The 19,875-nt window shown below is 60.1% G+C and carries 21 protein-coding genes; 18 read left to right on the forward strand and 3 right to left on the reverse strand.

The features are described 5' to 3' along the window. The first annotated feature begins 8 nt into the window (after positions 1 to 8). The 5 genes from thiD to folP all read left to right on the forward strand — a co-directional run bounded on the left by thiD (position 9) and on the right by folP (position 5,140). Positions 9 to 1,142: a bifunctional hydroxymethylpyrimidine kinase/phosphomethylpyrimidine kinase gene (thiD, locus tag ACR3XE_RS08490; protein WP_473698073.1), complete on the forward strand. Its 1,134-nt coding sequence runs from the start codon at positions 9 to 11 to the stop codon at positions 1,140 to 1,142. Next, positions 1,139 to 1,693 carry a ribonuclease HII gene (locus ACR3XE_RS08495; RefSeq protein ID WP_486186020.1) on the forward strand — a complete coding sequence of 185 codons (555 nt, stop codon included), beginning with the start codon at positions 1,139 to 1,141 and terminating at the stop codon, positions 1,691 to 1,693. The genes thiD and ACR3XE_RS08495 overlap by 4 nt, the downstream gene beginning before the upstream one ends. Before the next feature lie 15 nt (positions 1,694 to 1,708). Further along, positions 1,709 to 2,605, forward strand: a complete 897-nt coding sequence (locus ACR3XE_RS08500; protein WP_473698072.1) for an oxidoreductase — start codon at positions 1,709 to 1,711, stop codon at positions 2,603 to 2,605. Between the two features lie 273 nt (positions 2,606 to 2,878). After that, a complete protein-coding gene (locus ACR3XE_RS08505; RefSeq protein WP_473700329.1) occupies positions 2,879 to 4,006 on the forward strand; it encodes a site-specific DNA-methyltransferase in 1,128 nt (375 codons plus the stop codon). A gap of 3 nt (positions 4,007 to 4,009) precedes the next feature. Then, entirely contained in the window at positions 4,010 to 5,140 is a 1,131-nt protein-coding gene (folP, locus tag ACR3XE_RS08510) for a dihydropteroate synthase (protein WP_473698071.1), read from the forward strand. Here folP and ACR3XE_RS08515 read toward each other — a convergent pair. Further along, complete coding sequence (locus ACR3XE_RS08515) at positions 5,137 to 5,853, reverse strand: SDR family NAD(P)-dependent oxidoreductase (protein WP_473698070.1); 717 nt, start codon at positions 5,851 to 5,853, stop codon at positions 5,137 to 5,139. The genes folP and ACR3XE_RS08515 overlap by 4 nt on opposite strands. 164 nt (positions 5,854 to 6,017) lie before the next feature. On the opposite strand from ACR3XE_RS08515, the gene ACR3XE_RS08520 reads away from it, so the two are divergent. After that, on the forward strand, positions 6,018 to 6,398 hold the full coding sequence (locus ACR3XE_RS08520) for a baeRF12 domain-containing protein (RefSeq protein ID WP_473698069.1): 381 nt from the start codon (positions 6,018 to 6,020) through the stop codon (positions 6,396 to 6,398). Positions 6,399 to 6,441: 43 nt separating this feature from the next. On the opposite strand, the gene ACR3XE_RS08525 is transcribed toward ACR3XE_RS08520, so the two are convergent. After that, positions 6,442 to 7,875: a sigma-54-dependent transcriptional regulator gene (locus ACR3XE_RS08525; RefSeq protein WP_473698068.1), complete on the reverse strand. Its 1,434-nt coding sequence runs from the start codon at positions 7,873 to 7,875 to the stop codon at positions 6,442 to 6,444. Positions 7,876 to 8,252: 377 nt separating this feature from the next. On the opposite strand from ACR3XE_RS08525, the gene ACR3XE_RS08530 reads away from it, so the two are divergent. The 5 genes from ACR3XE_RS08530 (at position 8,253) to ACR3XE_RS08550 (ending at position 12,767) form a co-directional block, all read left to right on the forward strand. After that, the gene (locus ACR3XE_RS08530; protein WP_473698067.1) at positions 8,253 to 9,374 is read left to right on the forward strand and encodes an NAD(P) transhydrogenase subunit alpha; all 1,122 of its coding nucleotides are present in this window, start codon (positions 8,253 to 8,255) and stop codon (positions 9,372 to 9,374) included. 97 nt (positions 9,375 to 9,471) lie between these two features. Beyond that, positions 9,472 to 10,083, forward strand: a complete 612-nt coding sequence (locus tag ACR3XE_RS08535; RefSeq protein WP_473698066.1) for a fasciclin domain-containing protein — start codon at positions 9,472 to 9,474, stop codon at positions 10,081 to 10,083. Positions 10,084 to 10,252: 169 nt separating this feature from the next. Next, complete coding sequence (locus ACR3XE_RS08540; RefSeq protein ID WP_486185648.1) at positions 10,253 to 10,534, forward strand: proton-translocating transhydrogenase family protein; 282 nt, start codon at positions 10,253 to 10,255, stop codon at positions 10,532 to 10,534. A 68-nt stretch (positions 10,535 to 10,602) separates the two neighbouring features. Continuing rightward, entirely contained in the window at positions 10,603 to 12,069 is a 1,467-nt protein-coding gene (locus tag ACR3XE_RS08545) for an NAD(P)(+) transhydrogenase (Re/Si-specific) subunit beta (protein WP_473698065.1), read from the forward strand. After that, positions 12,069 to 12,767 (forward strand): aspartate/glutamate racemase family protein, encoded by a 699-nt coding sequence (locus ACR3XE_RS08550; protein WP_473698064.1) that lies wholly within the window; start codon positions 12,069 to 12,071, stop codon positions 12,765 to 12,767. The genes ACR3XE_RS08545 and ACR3XE_RS08550 overlap by 1 nt, the downstream gene beginning before the upstream one ends. Before the next feature lie 20 nt (positions 12,768 to 12,787). On the opposite strand, the gene ACR3XE_RS08555 is transcribed toward ACR3XE_RS08550, so the two are convergent. Beyond that, complete coding sequence (locus tag ACR3XE_RS08555; RefSeq protein WP_473698063.1) at positions 12,788 to 13,201, reverse strand: DUF2147 domain-containing protein; 414 nt, start codon at positions 13,199 to 13,201, stop codon at positions 12,788 to 12,790. A 93-nt stretch (positions 13,202 to 13,294) separates the two neighbouring features. Between ACR3XE_RS08555 and ACR3XE_RS08560 the strand changes: the two genes are divergently transcribed. From ACR3XE_RS08560 to ACR3XE_RS08590, 7 genes are read left to right on the forward strand one after another with little or no spacing between them, the layout of a single operon-like run. Beyond that, on the forward strand, positions 13,295 to 14,515 hold the full coding sequence (locus ACR3XE_RS08560; protein ID WP_486185649.1) for a parallel beta-helix domain-containing protein: 1,221 nt from the start codon (positions 13,295 to 13,297) through the stop codon (positions 14,513 to 14,515). Beyond that, complete coding sequence (locus ACR3XE_RS08565) at positions 14,512 to 15,549, forward strand: SO2930 family diheme c-type cytochrome (RefSeq protein ID WP_473698060.1); 1,038 nt, start codon at positions 14,512 to 14,514, stop codon at positions 15,547 to 15,549. Before ACR3XE_RS08560 ends, ACR3XE_RS08565 begins: the two co-directional genes overlap by 4 nt. Further along, positions 15,546 to 16,178, forward strand: coding sequence for a maleylacetoacetate isomerase (gene maiA, locus ACR3XE_RS08570; RefSeq protein WP_473698059.1), 633 nt, complete (start codon positions 15,546 to 15,548; stop codon positions 16,176 to 16,178). The genes ACR3XE_RS08565 and maiA overlap by 4 nt, the downstream gene beginning before the upstream one ends. Further along, positions 16,175 to 18,250, forward strand: coding sequence for a TonB-dependent receptor (locus ACR3XE_RS08575; protein WP_473698058.1), 2,076 nt, complete (start codon positions 16,175 to 16,177; stop codon positions 18,248 to 18,250). Before maiA ends, ACR3XE_RS08575 begins: the two co-directional genes overlap by 4 nt. A 37-nt stretch (positions 18,251 to 18,287) precedes the next feature. After that, positions 18,288 to 18,734: a MarR family winged helix-turn-helix transcriptional regulator gene (locus ACR3XE_RS08580; protein ID WP_473698057.1), complete on the forward strand. Its 447-nt coding sequence runs from the start codon at positions 18,288 to 18,290 to the stop codon at positions 18,732 to 18,734. Further along, complete coding sequence (locus ACR3XE_RS08585; protein WP_473698056.1) at positions 18,727 to 19,008, forward strand: HPr-rel-A system PqqD family peptide chaperone; 282 nt, start codon at positions 18,727 to 18,729, stop codon at positions 19,006 to 19,008. The genes ACR3XE_RS08580 and ACR3XE_RS08585 overlap by 8 nt, the downstream gene beginning before the upstream one ends. Next, a complete protein-coding gene (locus ACR3XE_RS08590) occupies positions 19,005 to 19,871 on the forward strand; it encodes an HprK-related kinase A (protein WP_473698055.1) in 867 nt (288 codons plus the stop codon). Before ACR3XE_RS08585 ends, ACR3XE_RS08590 begins: the two co-directional genes overlap by 4 nt. Positions 19,872 to 19,875 lie beyond the last annotated feature (4 nt).

Raw genomic sequence — 19,875 nt, forward strand, 5'->3', positions numbered from 1 at the left:
GTGACAGCGTGACCGCGCGCATCCTGATCATCGCCGGTTCGGATAGCGGCGGCGGGGCAGGCATTCAGGCTGATATCAAAAGCGTTACCATGCTTGGTGGTCATGCGATGACCGCGGTCACCGCGATCACCGCGCAAAATACGCTGGGCGTGCAGACGGTGCATCCAATCCCCACCGATATGGTGCTGGCGCAGATCGACAGTGTCGTCAGCGATATTGGCGTCGATGCGATCAAGATCGGCATGATCGGCAGCGCCGAAACTGCCGCCGCGGTGGCAGATCGCTTGCGCGGTTTGGCGGTGCCGATTGTTTTTGATCCGGTGATGGTGGCGACGAGCGGATCGGCCCTCGCCGATGCATCGACCATCGCTGCCTTTGAACAATTGCTCGACCTCGCCACCATCGCCACCCCGAACTTGCCTGAGATGAAAGCGCTGGGTGGCGAGGTTGCGATCATGGCTCACCAATGCGCTTTGCTGGTTAAGGGTGGACATGGCGAGGGCGAGACGATTGTCGACCGACTGCTCGAACCTGACGAAGGTGAGGTTGCGCGCTGGGAAGCGCCGCGTATCGACACACTGCATACGCACGGCACCGGCTGTACCTTGGCGAGTGCTATTGCGGTCGGACTGGGGCAGGGAATGGCGTTGGTTCCGGCGGTTGCGCGGGCGCGCGATTTTGTTCGCCTGTCGCTGCTCAATGCGCCCGGTTTGGGGCAGGGGCATGGACCGATGGGTCAGCAAGCCACGCGCAATGACGGCCTTTTTCCGGGACCGGCTCTCAATCAGATAACATTGCCTGCCGCTCATTATGAATCTTCGGTGGCCTTTTACAAATTACTGGGGCTGACGCAGATCGTTGACAGCCCGGAAAATGGCTATGCGCGCCTCGAAGCCATCAATGGCGTGACCTTGTCGATCCATGTCGGTGAGGGGCAGGCGGGCGGTGCGGTGACCTATCTGGAATCGGGTGCGCTCGATGCGTGGCACGCCTATTTGTGTCGCAAGGGCGTGCGCTTTGATTCTGCGCCGCGCGATGAGGATTGGGGCTGGCGCGAGGCGCGGTTTTCCGATCCGGCAGGCAACCCGATTTGCCTGTATCAGGCGGGTGAATATCGCCGTTTTCCGCCGTGGCGGATATGATCGTCGGTGTCGATGAGGCAGGGCGCGGTCCTCTCGCGGGACCAGTGGTCGCGGGTGCGGTTATTTTGTGTGAGGGCGGCATATCAGGGCTGGCCGACAGCAAAACTCTCTCTGCGCGCCGACGTGAGGCGCTGGATACCGAGATTAAGGCAAAATGCCGATGGGCTATTGGCGAGGCCAGTGTCGCCGAAATCGACAGCATCAATATTTTGCGGGCGACGATGCTGGCGATGACGCGCGCCGTAGATGCGCTGGGGATCGAGCCCGGCGAAGTGCTGGTCGATGGCAACCGGTTGCCGCAATGGCGTTACGCCGCAACCGCGGTGGTGCGCGGCGATGCTATTCATCCCTGCATCTCGGCGGCGAGCATCATTGCCAAGCAATATCGCGACCGGATGATGGTAGCGGCGGCGCGCGATTACCCCGGCTATGGTTGGGAACGCAATATGGGCTATGGTACGGCTCAGCATCTGGCGGCGTTGCGGCAAATTGGCCCGACGCCGCTCCACCGGACAAGCTTTGCTCCCGTGGCGCAAATGCAGCTTGTTTAAGGCAGGAGCATTAGCATGAGCAGCGGATTCACGGCCGATGATGTCGGCACGCAGACCGGCCGAACCTTTCTGGTTACGGGGGCCAACGCTGGCTTGGGGTTCGAGACGACCAAAAGATTGGCGGCGCGCGGTGCGACCGTCATTCTGGCGTGCCGCGACCAGGGCAAAGCGAGCGCGGCGATGGACAAAATACGCGCCGACCTGCCTGATGCCGATCTATCCTTCCTCGCGCTCGACCTTGCTGATCTGGATCAGATACGCGAAGCGGCGGCGGCTGTGCTGGCGGGGCCGCGCATTGACGTTCTGGTCAACAATGCCGGCGTGATGATCCCGCCGCGCACCCTGACCAAGCAGGGCTTTGAACTGCAATTCGGGGTCAATCATCTCGGCACGTTTGCGTTCACGGGATTGGTCCATGGTCATGTAGAGGACCGCATCGTCATCACCGCTAGTCTGGCGCATAAGGGCGGCAAGATGGATTATAGCGATCTGCCGGCGGAGCGCGGCTATCAGCAGTGGGGGCGTTATCAGATGAGCAAGCTCGCCAATCTTCTGACCCTTTATGAACTCGACCGTCGGCTCGGCGCAGCGGGACGGGCGACGCAAGCCATCGGGTGTCACCCCGGCGTCGCCTTGACCGAATTGACGCGTCATGTGCCCCTGCCGCTCAGGATGTTCACCCCGCTTGCGGCGCCCTTTTTCAACAGCGCGGCGCATGGGGCGTGGCCGACATTGCAAGCCGCGACCGGCGCCGACGTGCAGGGCGGCGACTATCTGGGACCACAGGGTCTGGGCGAAGTGTCGGGGAAATCGGGACCGGCGCGTTCGACCCGTACAGCGCGCGATCCTGCGCTGGCGCGCGAATTGTGGGAACGATCGGTCGATCTGACTGGAGTTGACCCCGGAATTTGATCGACGTGAACTAGCGTTGGCTACATTCGATGATCGAACAAAATTTGCCCTTTTTTGGGTGTGTGAGTTTTCCGCGCCACACCACTAGTCCTTGAGTCTACACCACCACCCAGACGCCATATGTCGCGCCAGACTCGTTTCGTTCTCACCGCGTTAACCATTTCGTGACGCGGAATCCCTAAGCTTTTGAACTTGACGGCGGACTCTGCCGGATTCACTTTGCCCGAATATGGGCGGTGCAAATCGCATCGCAGCATCATCGTGGGGGAATTTATGGGGGTTTTGGAACGCGTCGGCACTCGGACGGCAAAGTCGGGCAAAACAGCCCCCAGCTTACCGCTCGACAGCATTTTGAAGGGCGATTGTATCGAACAGATGCGCGCCCTGCCAGCCGCAAGCGTCGACCTAGTCTTCGCCGATCCGCCCTATAATCTTCAGCTTGGTGGCGATCTGCATCGTCCCGATGGCAGTCAGGTCGATGCGGTGGATGATGATTGGGACAAATTCGACAGTCTAGCCGTCTATGACCGTTTTACCCACGCATGGCTGGCCGAAGCGCGCCGGATATTGAAGCCGGGTGGCAGCATCTGGGTAATAGGCAGCTATCACAACATCTTCCGCGTCGGAGCTGCGTTGCAGGATCAAGGCTATTGGATCCTCAATGATGTTGTCTGGCGCAAAGCGAACCCGATGCCCAATTTCAAGGGCACCCGCTTTACCAACGCGCATGAAACGCTGATCTGGGCGTCGATGGGCGAAAAGGCGCGCTATACTTTCAACTATCGGGCGATGAAGACGCTCAACGACGAATTGCAGATGCGGTCTGACTGGCTGATCCCGATTTGTGGCGGGCAGGAGCGGATCAAAAGGGGCGGCACCAAAGCGCATCCGACGCAAAAGCCAGAGGCTTTGCTGTATCGCGTGCTGCTCGCCTGCTCGAACCCCGGCGATGTCGTTCTGGACCCGTTTTTCGGGACAGGAACGACCGGCGCAGTGGCCAAACGTTTGGGCCGCCATTTCATCGGTATCGAGCGCGAGGATGATTATATCGCTGTCGCCGAAGAACGCATCGCCATGGCACTGCCGCTTGACGAAAGCACGATCAAAACGATGCAGGCGCCCAAGGCCGCGACGCGGGTTGCGTTCGGCACGCTGGTCGAAGGCGGCATGATTGCGCCGGGGTCGGTACTGACCGACGCCAAGCGGCGTTGGAAAGCCAAGGTGCGCGCCGATGGCAGCCTTGATTGTGAGGGAGAGCAAGCCTCTATCCACAAGATGGGGGCGGCGCTGCAAGGTGCACCAAGCTGTAACGGCTGGACATTCTGGCACGTCGACACACCCAAGGGCTTGCGGCTGATCGACAAGGTCCGACAGGAATGGCTGCTCGCCAACGAGGCGTAGGGGATGTTTCAGCCCTTGACGAAGGCCGATCTTGGCAAGCTTTCTGCCGAAGCCCGCATCTATTGCCGCCCGACCTGTTTTGTTGATCGTCCGCACGAAATGGACGACGATGCGCTGCGGATTGCCGACACGATGGTCTGGTTCGCCAGCTGGCACGTCAGCGTGCACGATGGTGATGCGGTCAAAAGCGCAATTATTGCTGCTCCCGCACTCGATGACTGGATTGCGGCTCTGCCAGATCCATTGGGCGTCTCTGCCGCAGCGCAGCGGGATGCGGTCGCGCGTCCGCGCGACAATTTGACGCTGGGAGAGCGCAATGTCCGGCTGAGCGAGCCGCAATTGATGGGGATCATCAACGCAACCCCCGACAGCTTTTCCGATGGTGGCAAACATGTCGATGCGGCGGCAGCGATTGATGCCGGTTTCGCGATGGCATCGGTTGGGGCTGCAATTATCGACGTTGGCGGTGAATCCACCCGACCGGGCGCACCGTTGATCTGGGAAGGTGACGAGATTGAGCGGGTGCAACCCGTGGTCGCGGGCCTCGCCAAGGGCGGCGTAGCGGTGTCGGTTGATACCCGCAAAGCCGCGGTGATGGAGGCGGCGCTTGCCGCCGGGGCGACGATGGTCAACGATATTTCGGCGCTTCGCTATGACGAGCGCGCGATGGAGGTGGTGGCGAAATCCGGCTGCGCCGTGGTGTTGATGCACGCGCCTAGCGCCAAGAGCGATCCGCATGAAGGCGGCGACTATCAGCACGTGCTGTTTGATGTTTATGATTTGCTGGCCGAGCGTGTTGCAGCGTGCATTGCGGGTGGCATTGATGCGGGCCGGATCTTGGTCGATCCGGGCATTGGTTTTGGCAAAGGCGTCGCCGACAATCTGGCGCTAATCAACGGATTGGCGTTGTTCCACACGCTGGGTTGCCCGTTGTTGTTCGGGGCGAGCCGCAAGCGGATGATTGGGGCGCTCGACAATGAGGCCGCCGCAGATCAGCGGCTGGGCGGCACTGTGGCGCTTCACTATCAGGCTGCGAGTCAGGGCGCACAGTTGCTGCGCGTTCACGATATCGCCGAAAATCGTCAGGCGCTTCGCGTCTGGCGCGGTCTGCGCGATGCGGCACTGGTCGGTTAGAGGCTGTATCCGCCGTCGCTGGTGAGCACCGTTCCGGTGATCGTCGCGGCAGCATCGGACAAGAGAAACAGGATTTGCGCCGCAATTTCCGACGCGCTGGCATAGCGGCCAAGCGGCGTCGCCATGCGTGCGAGCGCTGCGATAGCGGCATCACGGCTGCCCTCTGATTTTATCATATCGGCAAAGAAGGACATATTGTCCCAGATCGGTGTGTCGACACCGCCGGGTGCAACGGCATTGACGCGAATATTATGCGCCGCGCCTTCTTTGGCAGCGACCTTGGTCATTTGAATCAGCGCCGCCTTTGACGCACCATAAGCCGCCGTTCCCGGCTCGGCCTTTATGCCCGAGATGGAAGCCGTCGTGACAATCGCACCGCCGCGCCCGTGCGCAATCATCGCGCGCTGCGCGGCTTGCAGCGTCAGCATCGCGCCATCGAGATTGCTGTGCATCAACCGCCGCCATTGCCCTAGTTCGATGTCGGCAATGGGCGCAGCATCGCTCATCCCCGCATTGACGATTGCGATATCGATAGCGGCCAGATCACCGGCCATTGCTTGCCAGAGGGTGGGGTCGCCGACATCCTGATCACGGACGAGGTCGACGCCGATTACCGTGGCACCAGCGGCCCGCAGCGCGTCTGCGACTGCTAGCCCGATGCCCGAAGCATCGCCGGTAACGAGCGCAGTCTTGCCTGAAAAATCATGGGTCATGCCAATATCATAAAGACGCCAATCGGCGGTGTCGATTCTCAGATCGGTGCCAGCCGAAATGACAAAACCGCAGCCGACTAATGGCTAGGCAGCAACTTCGGACGCTGGTCCCGCGTATCTTTCCTATCACGGTCATTCCGACCGTTATCGAACTGGAGATTTATATGCAGCTGTCCCACGGAACCCATATCGCCGTTGCCGACGGCACGCGCTTTGTTCTGTTTCGCAACGATGGTGATGAGGCGATATTGAACCTTGTCGACGCGACCACGCCCGAAGTCAGCGACAGCAATCGCAGCGGAGCCAATCCCGAAGTGCGCAACATTGACGAACGGGGACATGCCGCCGGTGTGGCAGAGTTGCTTAATCGCCGGGTGCTGGCCCATGAGATTGAAAAATTACTGGTCATCGCGGACCCCGCCACTCTGGGCGTGATGCGTAGCCATTATCATGGCGAACTGGAAAAGCGGCTGGTCGGCGAGCTGCCCAATACGCTGACCAATGTCGAAACGGTGCAAATTGAAAAGGCGATTGCAGCAGCGTGATTCTTAGCACGCTTTCGCGGGGGGATAAATCTCGCCATGCTTATCAGGCGGCAGTGTCGATTCCCAGATCGCTGAGTTTGCGATAGAGCGTCGAGCGACCGATACCCAGCCGCCGTGCAACTTCGCTCATCCGGCCACGATAGTGGCCAATCGCAAGCCGAATAACATCGGCCTCAATCTCTTCGAGCGGGCGCAAATTGCCGTCAGGCATATAAAGCGTGATGCCGATGGCTTCGCCGTTGATAGCGACATCGCTGTCACTGCTGGATGTGCCGCCGCCAAGCGCGGCCTCTATGGCGGGAAAGTCGGCGCTGGTCAGCACATCGGTTTCGCTGGCGACAGCGGCGCGGAACAGGACGTCCTGAAGCTGACGGACATTTCCCGGCCAGGCATAGGCGGCGAGGAGGCGCAGCGCATCGTCGGTAACGCCCAGCGGCCGCATTGTCGGCAAGCCGCCAATCCGGGTCAACAAATGACGCGTGAGTGGCCCGACGTCGCTGCGTCGTTCAGAGAGCGAGGGCAGGATGAGTTGCGCGGTTGAAAGCGCATAGAACAGGTCTTCGCGGAAATGGCCGGCCTCGATCAACTGGTCGAGCGGACTGGCACTGGTTGCGATAATCCGCACATCGACGCTGGCGCGGATCGTGCCGCCTATGGTCTGAACTTCGCCGCTTTTGATGAATTCGACAAGGCGTTCTTGTGTATCAAGCGGGATGCATTCGATATGATCGATGATGATGCTGCCGCCGTCGGCCTGAACCAACCGTCCGACCTGATGGTCAAAGGCACCGGGGAAAGCACCGCGTTCATGGCCAAACAGGCCCGAGCCGATGAGGCCCGGTGATACCGCCGAGCAGTCGACCATTACCAGCGGCGCTTTGGCACGCGGTGAAGCGCTGTGGATGGCGCGGGCAAAGACTTCCTTGCCTACACCCGGCTTGCCATTGATGAGCACGGGGACGCGTGCGCGTGCGGCCTTGGCCGCAATGGCCAGTGCGCTACGGAAATTGGGGCTCGACCCGATAATTTCTTCGAATGCCAGAGGCGCACGGAGTTTTTCGGTCAGCGGACGAAGCTCTGCTTGCGGTCCTGTGTCAGAGGTCACGCGGTCCAGCGCGCCGAGCAGGCGATCGGGGGCGATGGGCTTTTGGACGAAATCGCTGGCTCCGGCGCGCATGGCGCCTACGGCAACTTCGACATTATTGCGCATAGTGACAACAATAAGCGGCAGGGCCGGTCGCCAGCGGCGCAGTTCGGTGACGAATTTGTCGACCGCCATGCCGGGAGCGCCTTGATCGACGATCACCGCGTCAAGCGCCAGTCCTTCCTGGGTTCCGAGTTTTGCAAGCGCGGTATCGGTATCGGCGGCCAAAACAGTGCGCCAGCCTCCGCGCGACAGAAGGGCCGCCATGAAGCGCTGCTGCGCCGCTTCATTGTCAACCACCATGACTGTTCGCGTGTCGCGCGCAGATGCCATCTTGTTCATCGCCCTGTAAAATGTCCGTACAGAGCCATTTTCCCCGCTCTGTCCGCCCGGCATAACGGGGAGGGGTAAAGGGGCGATTAAGCCAAAAGATTATTTGGGCGGAGCGCGGTGAGGTCAAACCATCTATTGAGCATCCCGTCCTGCGTGGGTAAGACCGCAGCGAAGGCCGATTCTTGGCTAGAGTAATATTGCGCGGCATAAAGCGGGCCGTCCTATCAACAAGGGGAAGATCGCCATGGCAAATCAGGAAATGAAAGCAGCAGAGCAAACCTATTCGAGTTTCATCGAGCTGTTCAAGGTTGGTAGCGTTGCAGTGGCAATCACGACCATCATTGTCGTCCTGCTGATCAGCTGAGCTGACGCGGGATATGCGCATTGCGGTTCTGAAAGAACAAGCTGCTGGTGAGATGCGGGTTGCCGCGACTCCTGAAACGGCACGTAAATTCATTGGCTTGGGGGCTGAAGTTGTCGTCGAGTCCAATGCTGGAGTGACGGCATCGATTTCGGACGCCGACTATGAGGCCGCAGGCGCCACAGTCGAAACGCGCGCCAAAGCCCTGAAAGGCGCCAATATCATCCTTGCGATCCAAGGCCCTGATCCGGCGTCGCTGAAAGATATGGCGGAGGGCGCATGGCTTGCGGCAGGCCTTAATCCCTTTGGCGAGCGTGAGCGGATTGATGCCTACGCCAAATTGGGAATCGAGGCGCTGGCGATGGAGTTCATGCCGCGCATCACCCGCGCTCAGTCGATGGATATCTTGTCGAGTCAGGCCAATCTTGCCGGCTATAAAGCGGTGCTGATGGCGGCAAGCGCCTATGGCCGTGCCTTTCCGATGATGATGACCGCCGCTGGCACCGTCAGCGCGGCCAAGGCTTTTGTCATGGGCGTCGGCGTCGCCGGACTGCAAGCCATCGCCACCGCACGGCGGCTGGGCGCACAGGTCAGTGCGACCGATGTGCGCAGCGCGACCAAAGAGCAGATTATGTCGCTGGGGGCCAAGCCGATCTTTGTTGAGGATGTCGCGGGCATCGAAGGCGAAGGGGCCGGTGGTTATGCCACGGAAATGTCCGATGAATATAAGGCCGCGCAAGCAGAGCTGGTGTCATCGCATATCGCAAAACAAGACATTGTCATCACCACCGCACTGATTCCCGGACGCCCCGCGCCGCGGCTGATTTCCGACGCGCAACTGGCGACGATGCGTGCTGGCAGCGTCATCGTTGATATGGCAGCCGAAAGCGGGGGCAATGTCGAGGGCGCTGTTTCCGGCGAAACTGTGCAAATTCATGGTGTCACTGTCATTGGGGCAAAGAATATTGCTGCGTTGATGCCTGCCGATACGAGTGCGCTGTTCAGCCGCAATCTGTTCAATTTCCTGTCGGCTTTTTGGGACAAGGAAGCGGGCAAACCGGTGCTTGATGAAGAAATCGGCGACGCGGTGCGACTGACGCAGGGTGGCAAGGTTGTGAACGCACGCCTTCTGGGTTGAATCCGCGGCGAAATTATTTCCTCCTCTCAGCAACAATTCGCCCGATTCATACGTCATAAGTTCGGGGGAGTTTTCCCGCCTGATGGAGAATTGAACTATGCGAGTTGCGAAGCTTGTCGCCTTTACCATGCTGTCTGTTGCGATAGCAGGCTGTTCGATGATGAGCGGTCCGGCGGGCGTCGACGTGGAAGCGCAGCCTGAACCTGTTGTTGAAAACAAAGTCGTAGTGACCGAAGTTGATGGCGCTACGATGTATTCTGATCGCTCAATCATACATAATGTGACCAATTCACCGGTTCACAAGACGTTGGTGCAATGGATCACGACGGCCGGTCTGATCGACACGCTCAACAGCGCGGGGCCTTTCACCCTGTTTGCACCGACCGACAAAGCCTTTGCCGCGGTGCCGAAAGATGTGACCAGTTATCTGACAAAAAAGCGCAACCGGGCAACGCTGATCAAGGTTTTGAACTATCATATTGTGCCCGGTCGCATCACCTTTGCCGATCTGATGGACAAGATCAAAGAGGGCGACGGGCGCGCCACGCTGACTACGCTTGCGGGTGAAAAACTGGCCTTTACCCAGGTCAACACCAGCATAAAGATTGACGGGATGAGCGGCAGTACGGGCTATATTACAACGCCGGACGTCATGCAGTCGAACGGTGTCATCCATGTCGTAAACGGCGTGCTGGTCCCGACCTGGTAGCTAGCGAACGTAATAAAGTGTCGCTGGGAATCACTTCATGGCACTCAATCAATCGCCAGCCTGTGGAATGTCTGCCTTGCAAGATGGCGCGGCCCTATTCTGGGGGTCGACAGCGGCGCGGCGGAGCGGCAATAGGGGAGGATTGCGGAATCAACAGGGGGAACAGCCCGTGGACTTCATTGCCATTTTTTCGATCTTCGTTCTGGCCTGTTTTATTGGCTATTTTGTCGTCTGGTCGGTGACGCCGGCGCTGCACACACCGCTGATGAGCGTCACCAATGCCATTTCGTCTGTGATTATCGTCGGGGCGCTGATCGCTAGCGCCGCCGCCGGATCGGCGACGTCGAAGTGGCTGGGGCTGGCTGCCGTGGTGATGGCCAGCATCAACATCTTTGGCGGCTTTGCGGTCACCCAGCGCATGTTGGCGATGTACAAGAAAAAAGAGCGTTAAAGCGCAAAACGACGTTAGTTTGAAGGGTCAGACCCGGCTACGCACCGGCTCGACAGGGGAAGAAGACTATGCACGAGGTTGCACCAATCAATCCATGGGTGGCACTGGCCTATCTGGTCGCGGGGGTGTGTTTCATTCTCGCCCTGCGCGGACTGTCGTCACCGGCGAGTAGCCGTCGCGGCAACCAGTTTGGCATGTTGGGGATGACGATTGCCGTCGTCACGACGCTGGTGACTCATATTCCGGGATCGGGTGGTGATGCCGGGGTCGGCAGCGCTGGCTGGACTTTGGACAGTAGGGCGCTGATCGAACTGCTGATTGCCATCGGCATTGGCGCGACGATCGGGATCGTGATGGCGCGGCGCATTGCGATGACCGCGATGCCGCAGCTCGTTGCCGCTTTTCACAGCCTTGTCGGTCTGGCGGCGGTCGCGGTGGCGGCGGCGGCCTATCTTAACCCTTCAGCCTTTCATATCGCCGATTCAGCGGGTCAGATTTTTGCGGTTAGCCGCATCGAAATGGGCCTCGGTATAGCCATTGGTGCGATCACCTTCTCGGGTTCGGTCATCGCCTTCCTTAAACTTAACGGGAACATGTCGGGCGCGCCGATTACCCTGCCTGGTCGGCATGTCATCAATCTGGCGGTTCTGGCCGCCATATTGGGGCTGATCGGCTATTTCCTCGCCGACCAGTCGCCTTGGGTGTTCTGGACCATCACGGGCCTCAGCTTTGCCATCGGTTTCTTGCTGATCATACCGATTGGCGGCGCCGACATGCCGGTCGTTGTGTCGATGCTCAACAGCTATTCGGGCTGGGCCGCCGCAGCGATGGGCTTTACGCTGGGCAACACCGCGATGATCATTACGGGCGCCCTAGTTGGTTCGTCGGGTGCGATCCTGTCCTACATCATGTGCAAGGCGATGAATCGCAGCTTTATCAGCGTGATTGCTGGTGGCTTTGGGGCCGATGCCGGTGCCAGCGATGGCGGATCAAAGGAACAGCGTCCGTGGAAACCGGGCAGCGCCGAAGATGCGGCCTTCCTGATGAAACAGGCCGACAGCGTCATCATCGTTCCCGGTTACGGCATGGCGGTTGCACAGGCACAACATGCGCTGCGCGAAATGGCCGATGTGCTGAAGAAAGAGGGCGTGACGGTCAAATATGCGATCCATCCGGTCGCCGGTCGTATGCCGGGGCATATGAATGTGCTGCTGGCCGAAGCGAATGTGCCTTATGACGAGGTGTTCGAGCTGGAGGATATCAACAGCGAATTTGCACAAGCCGATGTCGCCTTTGTCATCGGTGCGAATGATGTCACCAATCCGTCGGCCAAAACCGACAAGACATCGCCGATTTACGGGATGCCGGTGCTCGACGTTGAAAAGGCAAAGACGGTATTGTTCGTGAAACGCAGCATGGGCGGTGTCGGCTATGCTGGCGTCGACAATGACGTATTCTACATGGACCAGACGATGATGTTGCTCGCCGATGCGAAAAAGATGGTCGACGATATTGTCAAAGCGATGGCGCACTGATGCGAAAGCTTGGCTTAATCGGCGGGATGAGCTGGGCTTCGACGGAGCGTTATTATCGCCGCATCAATACAGGGATTCAGCAACGGGTCGGACCTGCTTGTTCGGCACCCTTGCTGATCGAAAGCCTGAATTTTTGCGATTTGGCGCGATTGACGACGCCCGAGCAATGGGACCATGCGCGTGATGTGCTGATTGAATCGGCACAGCGGTTGGAAACGGCGGGGGCCACTGCCGTGATGATCGCGGCCAACAGCATGTATCGGGTCGCGAGCGAGGTCGCTGCGGCCATCTCTGTTCCGCTCATCCATATTGTCGATGTAACTGGTGACGCCATGCGCGTCGATGGCATCAAGGCCGCAGCGGTGATTGGTACCCAGAATGTGATGACAGGCCGCTGGTATCGTCAGCGGCTTGTCCAGCATGGTCTGACCCTAGCCCCCTATGACGCCACGCGCGCCGAAGAGATCGACCGCATCATTTATGACGAGTTGACGCAGGGCAAGGTGACCGAGAATTCGCGCCGGACGATGCGGACCTTTATTACGGATATTGCCAAGCAGGACGTGCAGGCGTTGATCCTTGCCTGCACCGAATTGGAAATATTGGTCGATGCCAACGCCAATGTGCTGCCGATTTACGACACCACACGCATCCACGCCGCCGCAGGGGTGGATTGGATAGTGGGCGACTCGGCCTAAGGCCAGAACCGGCGCCGTTTCTATTTCATCCGTGTCCAGGTGACGGTGCGGCAGAATATCGCCACGCACCCCTTCATGGTGAGTCGGTTGCCCGATGTGCTCAAATTGGCTTTGTAATAACGGCCGTCTTCTGGGCTATAGCCTTGCCCTTTCCAGCTATCGCCATCGGGCGCCAGATCCCAATAAATTCGCAAACCTTGCAGTTTGCGTCCGCGCTTTGCCTTGTCAGGGTTGCGCTCGTCGCGTTGGCCGCCCGTTGGCTCTGTACCGAGCAAGCGGACGATGCGTCCGCAAATTTTGGCACCGCAGGACGCGATCTCTACGATCGCTTTGCCATCGTCGGTTGTCCAGCGGCCGGTGATCGCGGTTGGCGCGGCAAGCGCAGGGCTGGCAAAACAAAAGGCGGCAACGGCCAATAAAAGGGGGCGGGTCATAATATTCTCGATCAGGGAAAGGAAGCGAGCGGTTTGGCGACTTGGTTTTAATATGCAATTGAAGCATTACAGCATAAAAGCAGGGAGAGAGATATGCGATTCCATTCTTTGAGCAGCGGGCCTCTGGCAACTTTGGCCTGTGTTGCGGTTTTGGCCGCCAGTCCGGTTTGTGCCAAAACGCTTTCGGTATCCGCCGACAGTGATCGACCCGCCGAAAAATTGCAGGAAGCGCTGATCCTTGCCGAACCGGGTGACGTGGTTGAAATGGGCGCGGGGACTTGGCATCTGACCGATGGCCTGTCGCTCGATGTAGATGGCGTGACGCTGCGCGGGGCTGGCGCGGGCGATGGCGGCACCATATTGGACTTCACGAACCAGCAGGGGTCGGGCGAGGGGCTGCTTGTCACATCCGATGATGTGATGCTGACCGAATTCGCTGTCCTCAACACGCGCGGCGATGGAGTCAAGTCCAAGGACGCCGACCGTATCGTCTATCACCACCTGCGCGTCGAATGGACCGCCGGTCCCAAGGCCACCAATGGCGCCTATGGCATTTATCCGGTCGAAAGTCAGGATGTGCTGGTCGACAGCGTCTATGTGCGGGGGGCGTCGGATGCGGGCATTTATGTCGGCCAATCGCGCAATGTCGTCGTGCGCGATTCGATTGCGAAAGAAAATGTCGCCGGGATCGAAATTGAAAATTGCTATGATGCCGATGTTCACGATAATCTGGCGACGATGAATACGGGCGGCATATTGGTGTTCGACCTGCCCAGCCTACCGCAACAGGGCGGGCATAATGTCCGCGTTTTTGATAATCTGGTGCTCAACAATATGACGCCAAATTTTGCGCCGAAGGGCAATATTGTCGCGGGCGTACCGACCGGCACCGGGGTGTTGGTGATGGCCAATCGCCACGTCGAGGTGTTTGACAATGTGCTGAATGATAACGGCACCGCCAATGTGATGATCGTCGGCTATCGCAACAAAACGGACGACGCCAAATATCTGCCGCTGCCGCGTGACATTGTGGTCCGCGACAATATGCATGGCAAAGCCGGATATGCCCCCGATTTCGAAGGTGGGGCCGCGATTGCCAAGGCCATGGGCGGCAGCATTTTGCCGATCCTGTGGGACGGGTCGGGCAATGCGGTCGTGCTCGATAGCGTCGGCACATTGTCGCTTAACCTTCCGGACGTATCGACCCCGCAAAGCGAGGCCAAGCCAACGCCGGTCGACCTGTCGAAAGGGACAGTGCCCCCTGCCTTGCCGGGCATCACGCTGCCAGCAAGCATGGAAGACAAGGTTAAGTGAAGCGGATTGGCGCAGCGCTGGCGGCGGCCTGGCTCTGCGCCAGCGGGGTGACTGCCTTGCCCGCCTCTGCCCCCGATCAGGCGCTGATCGACGGCACCACCATGCCTGCCAAATTGTCCGCCTTTGGCTTTTTTCAGCCGGGGACGAGCAAGCTGGACGAGGCGGTGCTGCCCTATACGCTGCAAACGCCGTTGTTCAGCGATTATGCCGACAAACATCGCGGAGTGTGGACCCCGGCAGGGCAAAAGGCGAAGGTCGGACAGGATGGCGCGATCGACTTTCCGGTTGGCAGTGTACTCATCAAAAGCTTTGGCTGGGTCGGGCGCAATGACGCCAAGCCGGTGGAAACGCGGCTGCTGATCCACCGCGCGAACGGGTGGGTGGGTTTGCCCTATATCTGGGACGCCGATGGCAAGGACGCCTCGCTGGCGCTCGCGGGACGCCGTGTTCCGGTCAAATTTACCGCTCCGGACGGCGATGCGTACAGCATAAACTATGCCGTTCCGAACAAGAACCAGTGCAAGGAATGTCATAATCGCGCCGGCGTCGTGTTGCCCATCGGCCCCAAACAGCGCAACTTCACGCCCGATCCCGCCGCTAGTCCGCAAAAACTGGCGCGATTCTTTGCCGACCCCGCGGTGCTTAAGCCCACCTTGCCGCGCTGGGATGACCCCAGCACCGGCACGGTGGCCGAACGCGCGCGCGCTTATCTAGAGGGTAATTGCAGCCACTGTCACAATCCCGAAGGCAGCGCATCAAACAGCGGATTATTCTTGCGCTGGACCGACCCGATGGGAACCAATTTCGGGATATACAAGCGCCCGACGGCCGCAGGGCGCGGGAGCGGCGACCGCGACTTTGCCATCGCGCCCGGTGAGCCCGAGAGCAGTTTCTTGATCTATCGCCTCGAAAGCCTCGACCCTGGTATCGCCATGCCCGAACTGGGACGGTCGACGGTGCACAAAGAAGGCGTCGCGCTGTTGCGGCAATGGATTGCCGAAATGCCCAAAGACGTGCAGGGCGCGGGATCATGACAGAATTGGTCCTTCACGATTATTTTCGATCCACCGCCAGCTATCGCGTGCGTATCGCGCTGAACCTCAAAGGGCTTGATTACAGCCGTGTCGAAGTCAGCCTGATCGCCGGTGAGCAACGCAGCGATGCCTATCTGGAGCAAAATGCCCAAGGCTTTGTGCCGATGCTTGTCGCGGGCGATGATGTTATCATCCAGAGTCTGGCGATTATCGACTGGATCGATCGCACGCACCCCGATCCGCGCCTGATCCCCGACGATCCGATGCCCCGCGCCGTCGCACTGGCGCAGGCGCATGTCGTGGCGTGCGACATCCACCCGCTCAACAATCTGCGCGTGCTGAAATATCTGACCAAGGATCTGGGGCTCAACGAGCAAACGAAAAACCGCTGGTATCACCATTGGATTCTCGAAGGATTTGACGCGCTTGAGGCGATGGCCGGAAACGGAACATTTTTGGGCGGCGATGCCCCCAATATCGCCGACGCCTGCCTGATCCCACAAATCTATAACGCCCGGCGATTTGATGTGCCGCTCGACACCTATCCGCGCCTGCTGGAAATCGAGGCCGCGTGCGGCGAAATTGAAGCTTTTCAGCGCGCGCACCCGGACGCCGTCAAAGCGAAATGATCCGTTTCCTGATCGGTACAGCCGCGCTGGTCTTGCCAGCGGCGGCCTTGGCACAGTCCGCAGACGACAACAGTGGCGTGGCGGACCCAAGCTCCAAACAGATCATTGTCGTGCGCACCAGTGGGCTGTTGAGTATTGATAGCGGCGATGAGATTCAGGCGGGAGCGCTTTTGACCGACCTCGACCCCGGATTGGGTGTTCGCGTTGAAAACCGATTGCGCGACGAGGCGGGGATCGCCCAGTTCCGTCGATCCGATGCACGCTCGGCCCACCCGACGAGTCAGGGCGTGACGCTGCGGGGTCTCGGCGGCAATGCATCCAGCCGCGCCTTGGTGACACTCGACGGTATACCGCAGGCCGATCCGTTCGGCGGCTGGGTCGCGTGGACCGCCTATGACGCCATCAGCCTTGGCGGCATCCAGATTAATCGTGGCGGCGGCAGCGGGGCCGATGGTCCGGGTGCGCTGGCGGGAACCATCGCTCTGCTATCCGATATGACCGACGGCGCGGCGGCCAGTCTGGCTTATGGCAGCCGCAACAGTTGGGATGCGGCGGCGAGCGTTGGGACAAGCCTTGGAAACGGGCAAGTTGCGATTGATGGCCGCTATGCGCGCGGCGATGGTTTCACTCCGATCGTCGCCAGCCAGCGCGGACTCGTTGATCGCGCCGCCCCCTATGAGCAAGGCGGTTTGGGGCTGCGCACGCGTATTGATGCGGGCGACAACAGCCGGGTCGATGTCAGCATGCGAGGCTTTTTCGACCGGCGTGATCGCGGGTTCGATTTTTCGCAAAGCAAGGTCGATGGTGTCGATGCCAGCGCGCGATTTGTCCATGATCCGGCAGGCGAAACGCAGGCCATTGCGCTGGCCTATATCCAGCTCCGCACCTTTGACACAGGCTTTGGCAGCGTCGCTGCCGACCGCAACAGCGTTAACCCCGCGCTGCGCCAGCATGTGCCAGCAACGGGGCTTGGCGCGCGGCTCGAACTGCGGCCCGCCATCGCCGGTGCAAACCCGTTGCGTCTTGGCATGGATTGGCGGCGCACTGTCGGGCGCACGTCCGAAGATTTCCTGTTCAGCGACCTGACACCAGCGCGTCATCGCGATGCCGGTGGCACCAGCGATACGCTGGGCGGCTTTGCCCAATGGACGTCGGGCTCGTCCGCCGACGACTTGCTGTGGACAGTGAGCGGTCGGCTCGACCATTGGTGGCTCGGCACAGGCTATCGCACCGAACGCAACATTGGCGGTAGTATCCGGTCTGACGAGAGTTTTGCGGCGCGGCAGGGTTGGGAAGCCAGCGGGCGCGCCGGCGTGCGTTGGAGCGCCGGACCTGTCGCGTTCCGCGCCGCCGCCTATCGCGAGTGGCGTTTGCCGACGCTGAATGAATTATATCGCCCCTTTCGGGTCGGCCCCGATGCGACCGCCGCGAATGAGATGCTGAAGCCTGAACGATTGTGGGGCGGAGAGGCCGGAATCGAATGGCAGGCTGAGGGTACCCAATTGTCGGCGACCCTGTTTGCGAATCGCCTGAACAATGCCATTGCGAATGTTACGCTGGGGCAGGGGCCGGGCCTGTTTCCGGGTGTTGGATTTGTCGCGGCAGGCGCGACTTACAGCCAGCGTCAGAATCTAGATGCGATCACCAGCAAGGGCATGGAGTTGAGCGTCGAACAATCGCTTGGCGCGATTACGCTGCGGGCGACCTATGCCTATGTCAATGCGCGCGTTGACGCGTCGGGCGTGGCGGCGGCGCTTGATGGCCGCCGTCCGGCGCAGATTGCCCGACATAATGGCAGCGCGTCACTGCGCTATGACCACGGACCGGTGCGCGCGTCGACGACTTTGCGCTACGTCGGTGCGCAGAATGAGGATGATCTGGGGCTGCAGGTGCTCGACGATGCGGTGACCGTTGATGCGATGCTCGCATGGCAAATTGCGGCGTCCATGAGCATCGAAGCGCGCGGCGAAAATCTGTTCAATGCGCTTGTCCCTGCCGCCATTTCGTCGGCGGGCATATTGGAACGTGCGACCCCACGCACCTTGTGGATTGGTGGGCGCCTGTCATTCTGACCTTCACAGACGTCAGATAAGCGATAAGATGAGGGCTATGGCTGCTAATTCGCTCAATATTGATCAATTCCTGCCGTATCGGCTGTCGATTGCGTCCTATGCGGTCAGCGGGCGGCTGGCATCCGAATATCAAAGCCGCTTCGGGCTTAAAGTCCCCGAGTGGCGGTTGATGGCGGTGCTGGGTGAGGGCAAGCCGCTGACCCAGCGCGAGCTTGTCGCGGCAACACGGATGGACAAGGTGACGGTCAATCGCGCGGCCAAGGGATTGGCTGACCGGCGCTTGATTGCGCGACAAGCGCATGAAGCCGACGGGCGATCGCACCATTTGGAACTCACTGACGCCGGGCAATCGCTTTACGACGAGATTGTGCCGGCGACGCTGGCAATGGAGGCGCGACTCGAATCACGGTTGAGTGATGACGAGCGCACGACGTTGATGACCCTTTTGACCAAGATGACGATTGCCGCCGAAGAATATGATTGAACGGCACTATCGGGCCGCCCCCCGTGAAGCGTTGAGACGTGAAGCTTTGGGACCGCTGGTTGTCCTTTATGACCGTCGTTCGACGCAGACGCATGTGCTGGCGTCGCCTTTGCCCGAAATGTTGCGCGCCATGGGCGACGATATTTGCAGCGTGATCGAAATCGCCGAGCGGCTGGCCCAGCAATTTGATCTGGGCGGTGAAGGTGATGCCAAGGCCCTTCTGACCGAACGGCTGAATGAGTTGGTCGCGCTCGGTCTGGTCGAGTCACTATGAGGCATCACACCCGCCTTGCCGTTGGCCCGGTGCAATTCCGGATCGGCAGCGACTGGGCGGAACCGATTGCCGCGCTCGACCGGCTCTACGCCGATTATCCGAAAGATCCTGAACGCCCCGCCGATGCCACGGTGCGGTTGTTCGCGGCGCGGCCATGGCGGCGCTGGTTGCGGCCGTCGGTGCATATCGGCGGCGATTATATTGTGCCCGACGCGCTGCCGCTGCCGCTGCCGATGGGGCTGCTCGCTGCGGAAATGGCGATGAATTTGCAGCTCGCGCTCGGCTGGCGGCGGCATATGATGCTCCACGCCAGCGCGGTCGCGCGCGATGGACGCGCACTCATCCTGTCAGGCGAGTCGGGGTCGGGAAAATCGACGCTGGCGGCGCTGCTGGGTGAGGGTGACTGGCGGCTGATGGGGGATGAATTCACGCTGATCGAACCGACAAGCGGCGATGCTCTGGCTTTTCCGCGCGCGGTCAGTTTGAAGAATGAGGCGATTGCCGAAGTGGCGGCGCGCGTGGATGCGCCGCGACTGGGGCCGTTGTTGGCGGGAACACCGAAAGGCGATATTCGGCACCTGATTCCGCGATCCGATGCCATCGCCGCCATGCATGAACCCGCCCGTCCGGCGCTGTTGTTGTTTCCGGCCTTTGGCGGAGCGCCGGGAATTGAGCGATTGGGCGAAGGCGAAGCCTTTGTCCGTCTGACCCAAGCCTCGACAAATTATGGGACACTGGGCGAGGTTGGCTTTGCCGCGCTGACCAATTTGGTGCGTAGCATGCCGGCCTTTGCCGTTTCCTATCCCGATAGCGCCAGCGGGCTGGCGCTGGTCGAGCAGCTATGGGCGGAGGTGGATCGGTGAGCGC

The sequence above is a fragment of the Sphingopyxis sp. 10G20-10 genome, from assembly GCF_057365075.1.

Excerpts from the sequence above, each read along its gene's own strand:
- ACR3XE_RS08495 (WP_486186020.1), top strand. The coding sequence starts at position 1,139 with ATGATCGTCGGTGTCGATGAGGCAGGGCGCGGTCCTCTCGCGGGACCA.
- ACR3XE_RS08500 (WP_473698072.1), top strand. The coding sequence starts at position 1,709 with ATGAGCAGCGGATTCACGGCCGATGATGTCGGCACGCAGACCGGCCGA.
- ACR3XE_RS08505 (WP_473700329.1), top strand. The coding sequence starts at position 2,879 with ATGGGGGTTTTGGAACGCGTCGGCACTCGGACGGCAAAGTCGGGCAAA.
- folP (WP_473698071.1), top strand. The coding sequence starts at position 4,010 with ATGTTTCAGCCCTTGACGAAGGCCGATCTTGGCAAGCTTTCTGCCGAA.
- ACR3XE_RS08515 (WP_473698070.1), bottom strand. The coding sequence starts at position 5,853 with ATGACCCATGATTTTTCAGGCAAGACTGCGCTCGTTACCGGCGATGCT.
- ACR3XE_RS08520 (WP_473698069.1), top strand. The coding sequence starts at position 6,018 with ATGCAGCTGTCCCACGGAACCCATATCGCCGTTGCCGACGGCACGCGC.
- ACR3XE_RS08525 (WP_473698068.1), bottom strand. The coding sequence starts at position 7,875 with ATGGCATCTGCGCGCGACACGCGAACAGTCATGGTGGTTGACAATGAA.
- ACR3XE_RS08530 (WP_473698067.1), top strand. The coding sequence starts at position 8,253 with ATGCGCATTGCGGTTCTGAAAGAACAAGCTGCTGGTGAGATGCGGGTT.
- ACR3XE_RS08535 (WP_473698066.1), top strand. The coding sequence starts at position 9,472 with ATGCGAGTTGCGAAGCTTGTCGCCTTTACCATGCTGTCTGTTGCGATA.
- ACR3XE_RS08545 (WP_473698065.1), top strand. The coding sequence starts at position 10,603 with ATGCACGAGGTTGCACCAATCAATCCATGGGTGGCACTGGCCTATCTG.
- ACR3XE_RS08550 (WP_473698064.1), top strand. The coding sequence starts at position 12,069 with ATGCGAAAGCTTGGCTTAATCGGCGGGATGAGCTGGGCTTCGACGGAG.
- ACR3XE_RS08555 (WP_473698063.1), bottom strand. The coding sequence starts at position 13,201 with ATGACCCGCCCCCTTTTATTGGCCGTTGCCGCCTTTTGTTTTGCCAGC.
- ACR3XE_RS08560 (WP_486185649.1), top strand. The coding sequence starts at position 13,295 with ATGCGATTCCATTCTTTGAGCAGCGGGCCTCTGGCAACTTTGGCCTGT.
- maiA (WP_473698059.1), top strand. The coding sequence starts at position 15,546 with ATGACAGAATTGGTCCTTCACGATTATTTTCGATCCACCGCCAGCTAT.
- ACR3XE_RS08575 (WP_473698058.1), top strand. The coding sequence starts at position 16,175 with ATGATCCGTTTCCTGATCGGTACAGCCGCGCTGGTCTTGCCAGCGGCG.
- ACR3XE_RS08580 (WP_473698057.1), top strand. The coding sequence starts at position 18,288 with ATGGCTGCTAATTCGCTCAATATTGATCAATTCCTGCCGTATCGGCTG.
- ACR3XE_RS08585 (WP_473698056.1), top strand. The coding sequence starts at position 18,727 with ATGATTGAACGGCACTATCGGGCCGCCCCCCGTGAAGCGTTGAGACGT.
- ACR3XE_RS08590 (WP_473698055.1), top strand. The coding sequence starts at position 19,005 with ATGAGGCATCACACCCGCCTTGCCGTTGGCCCGGTGCAATTCCGGATC.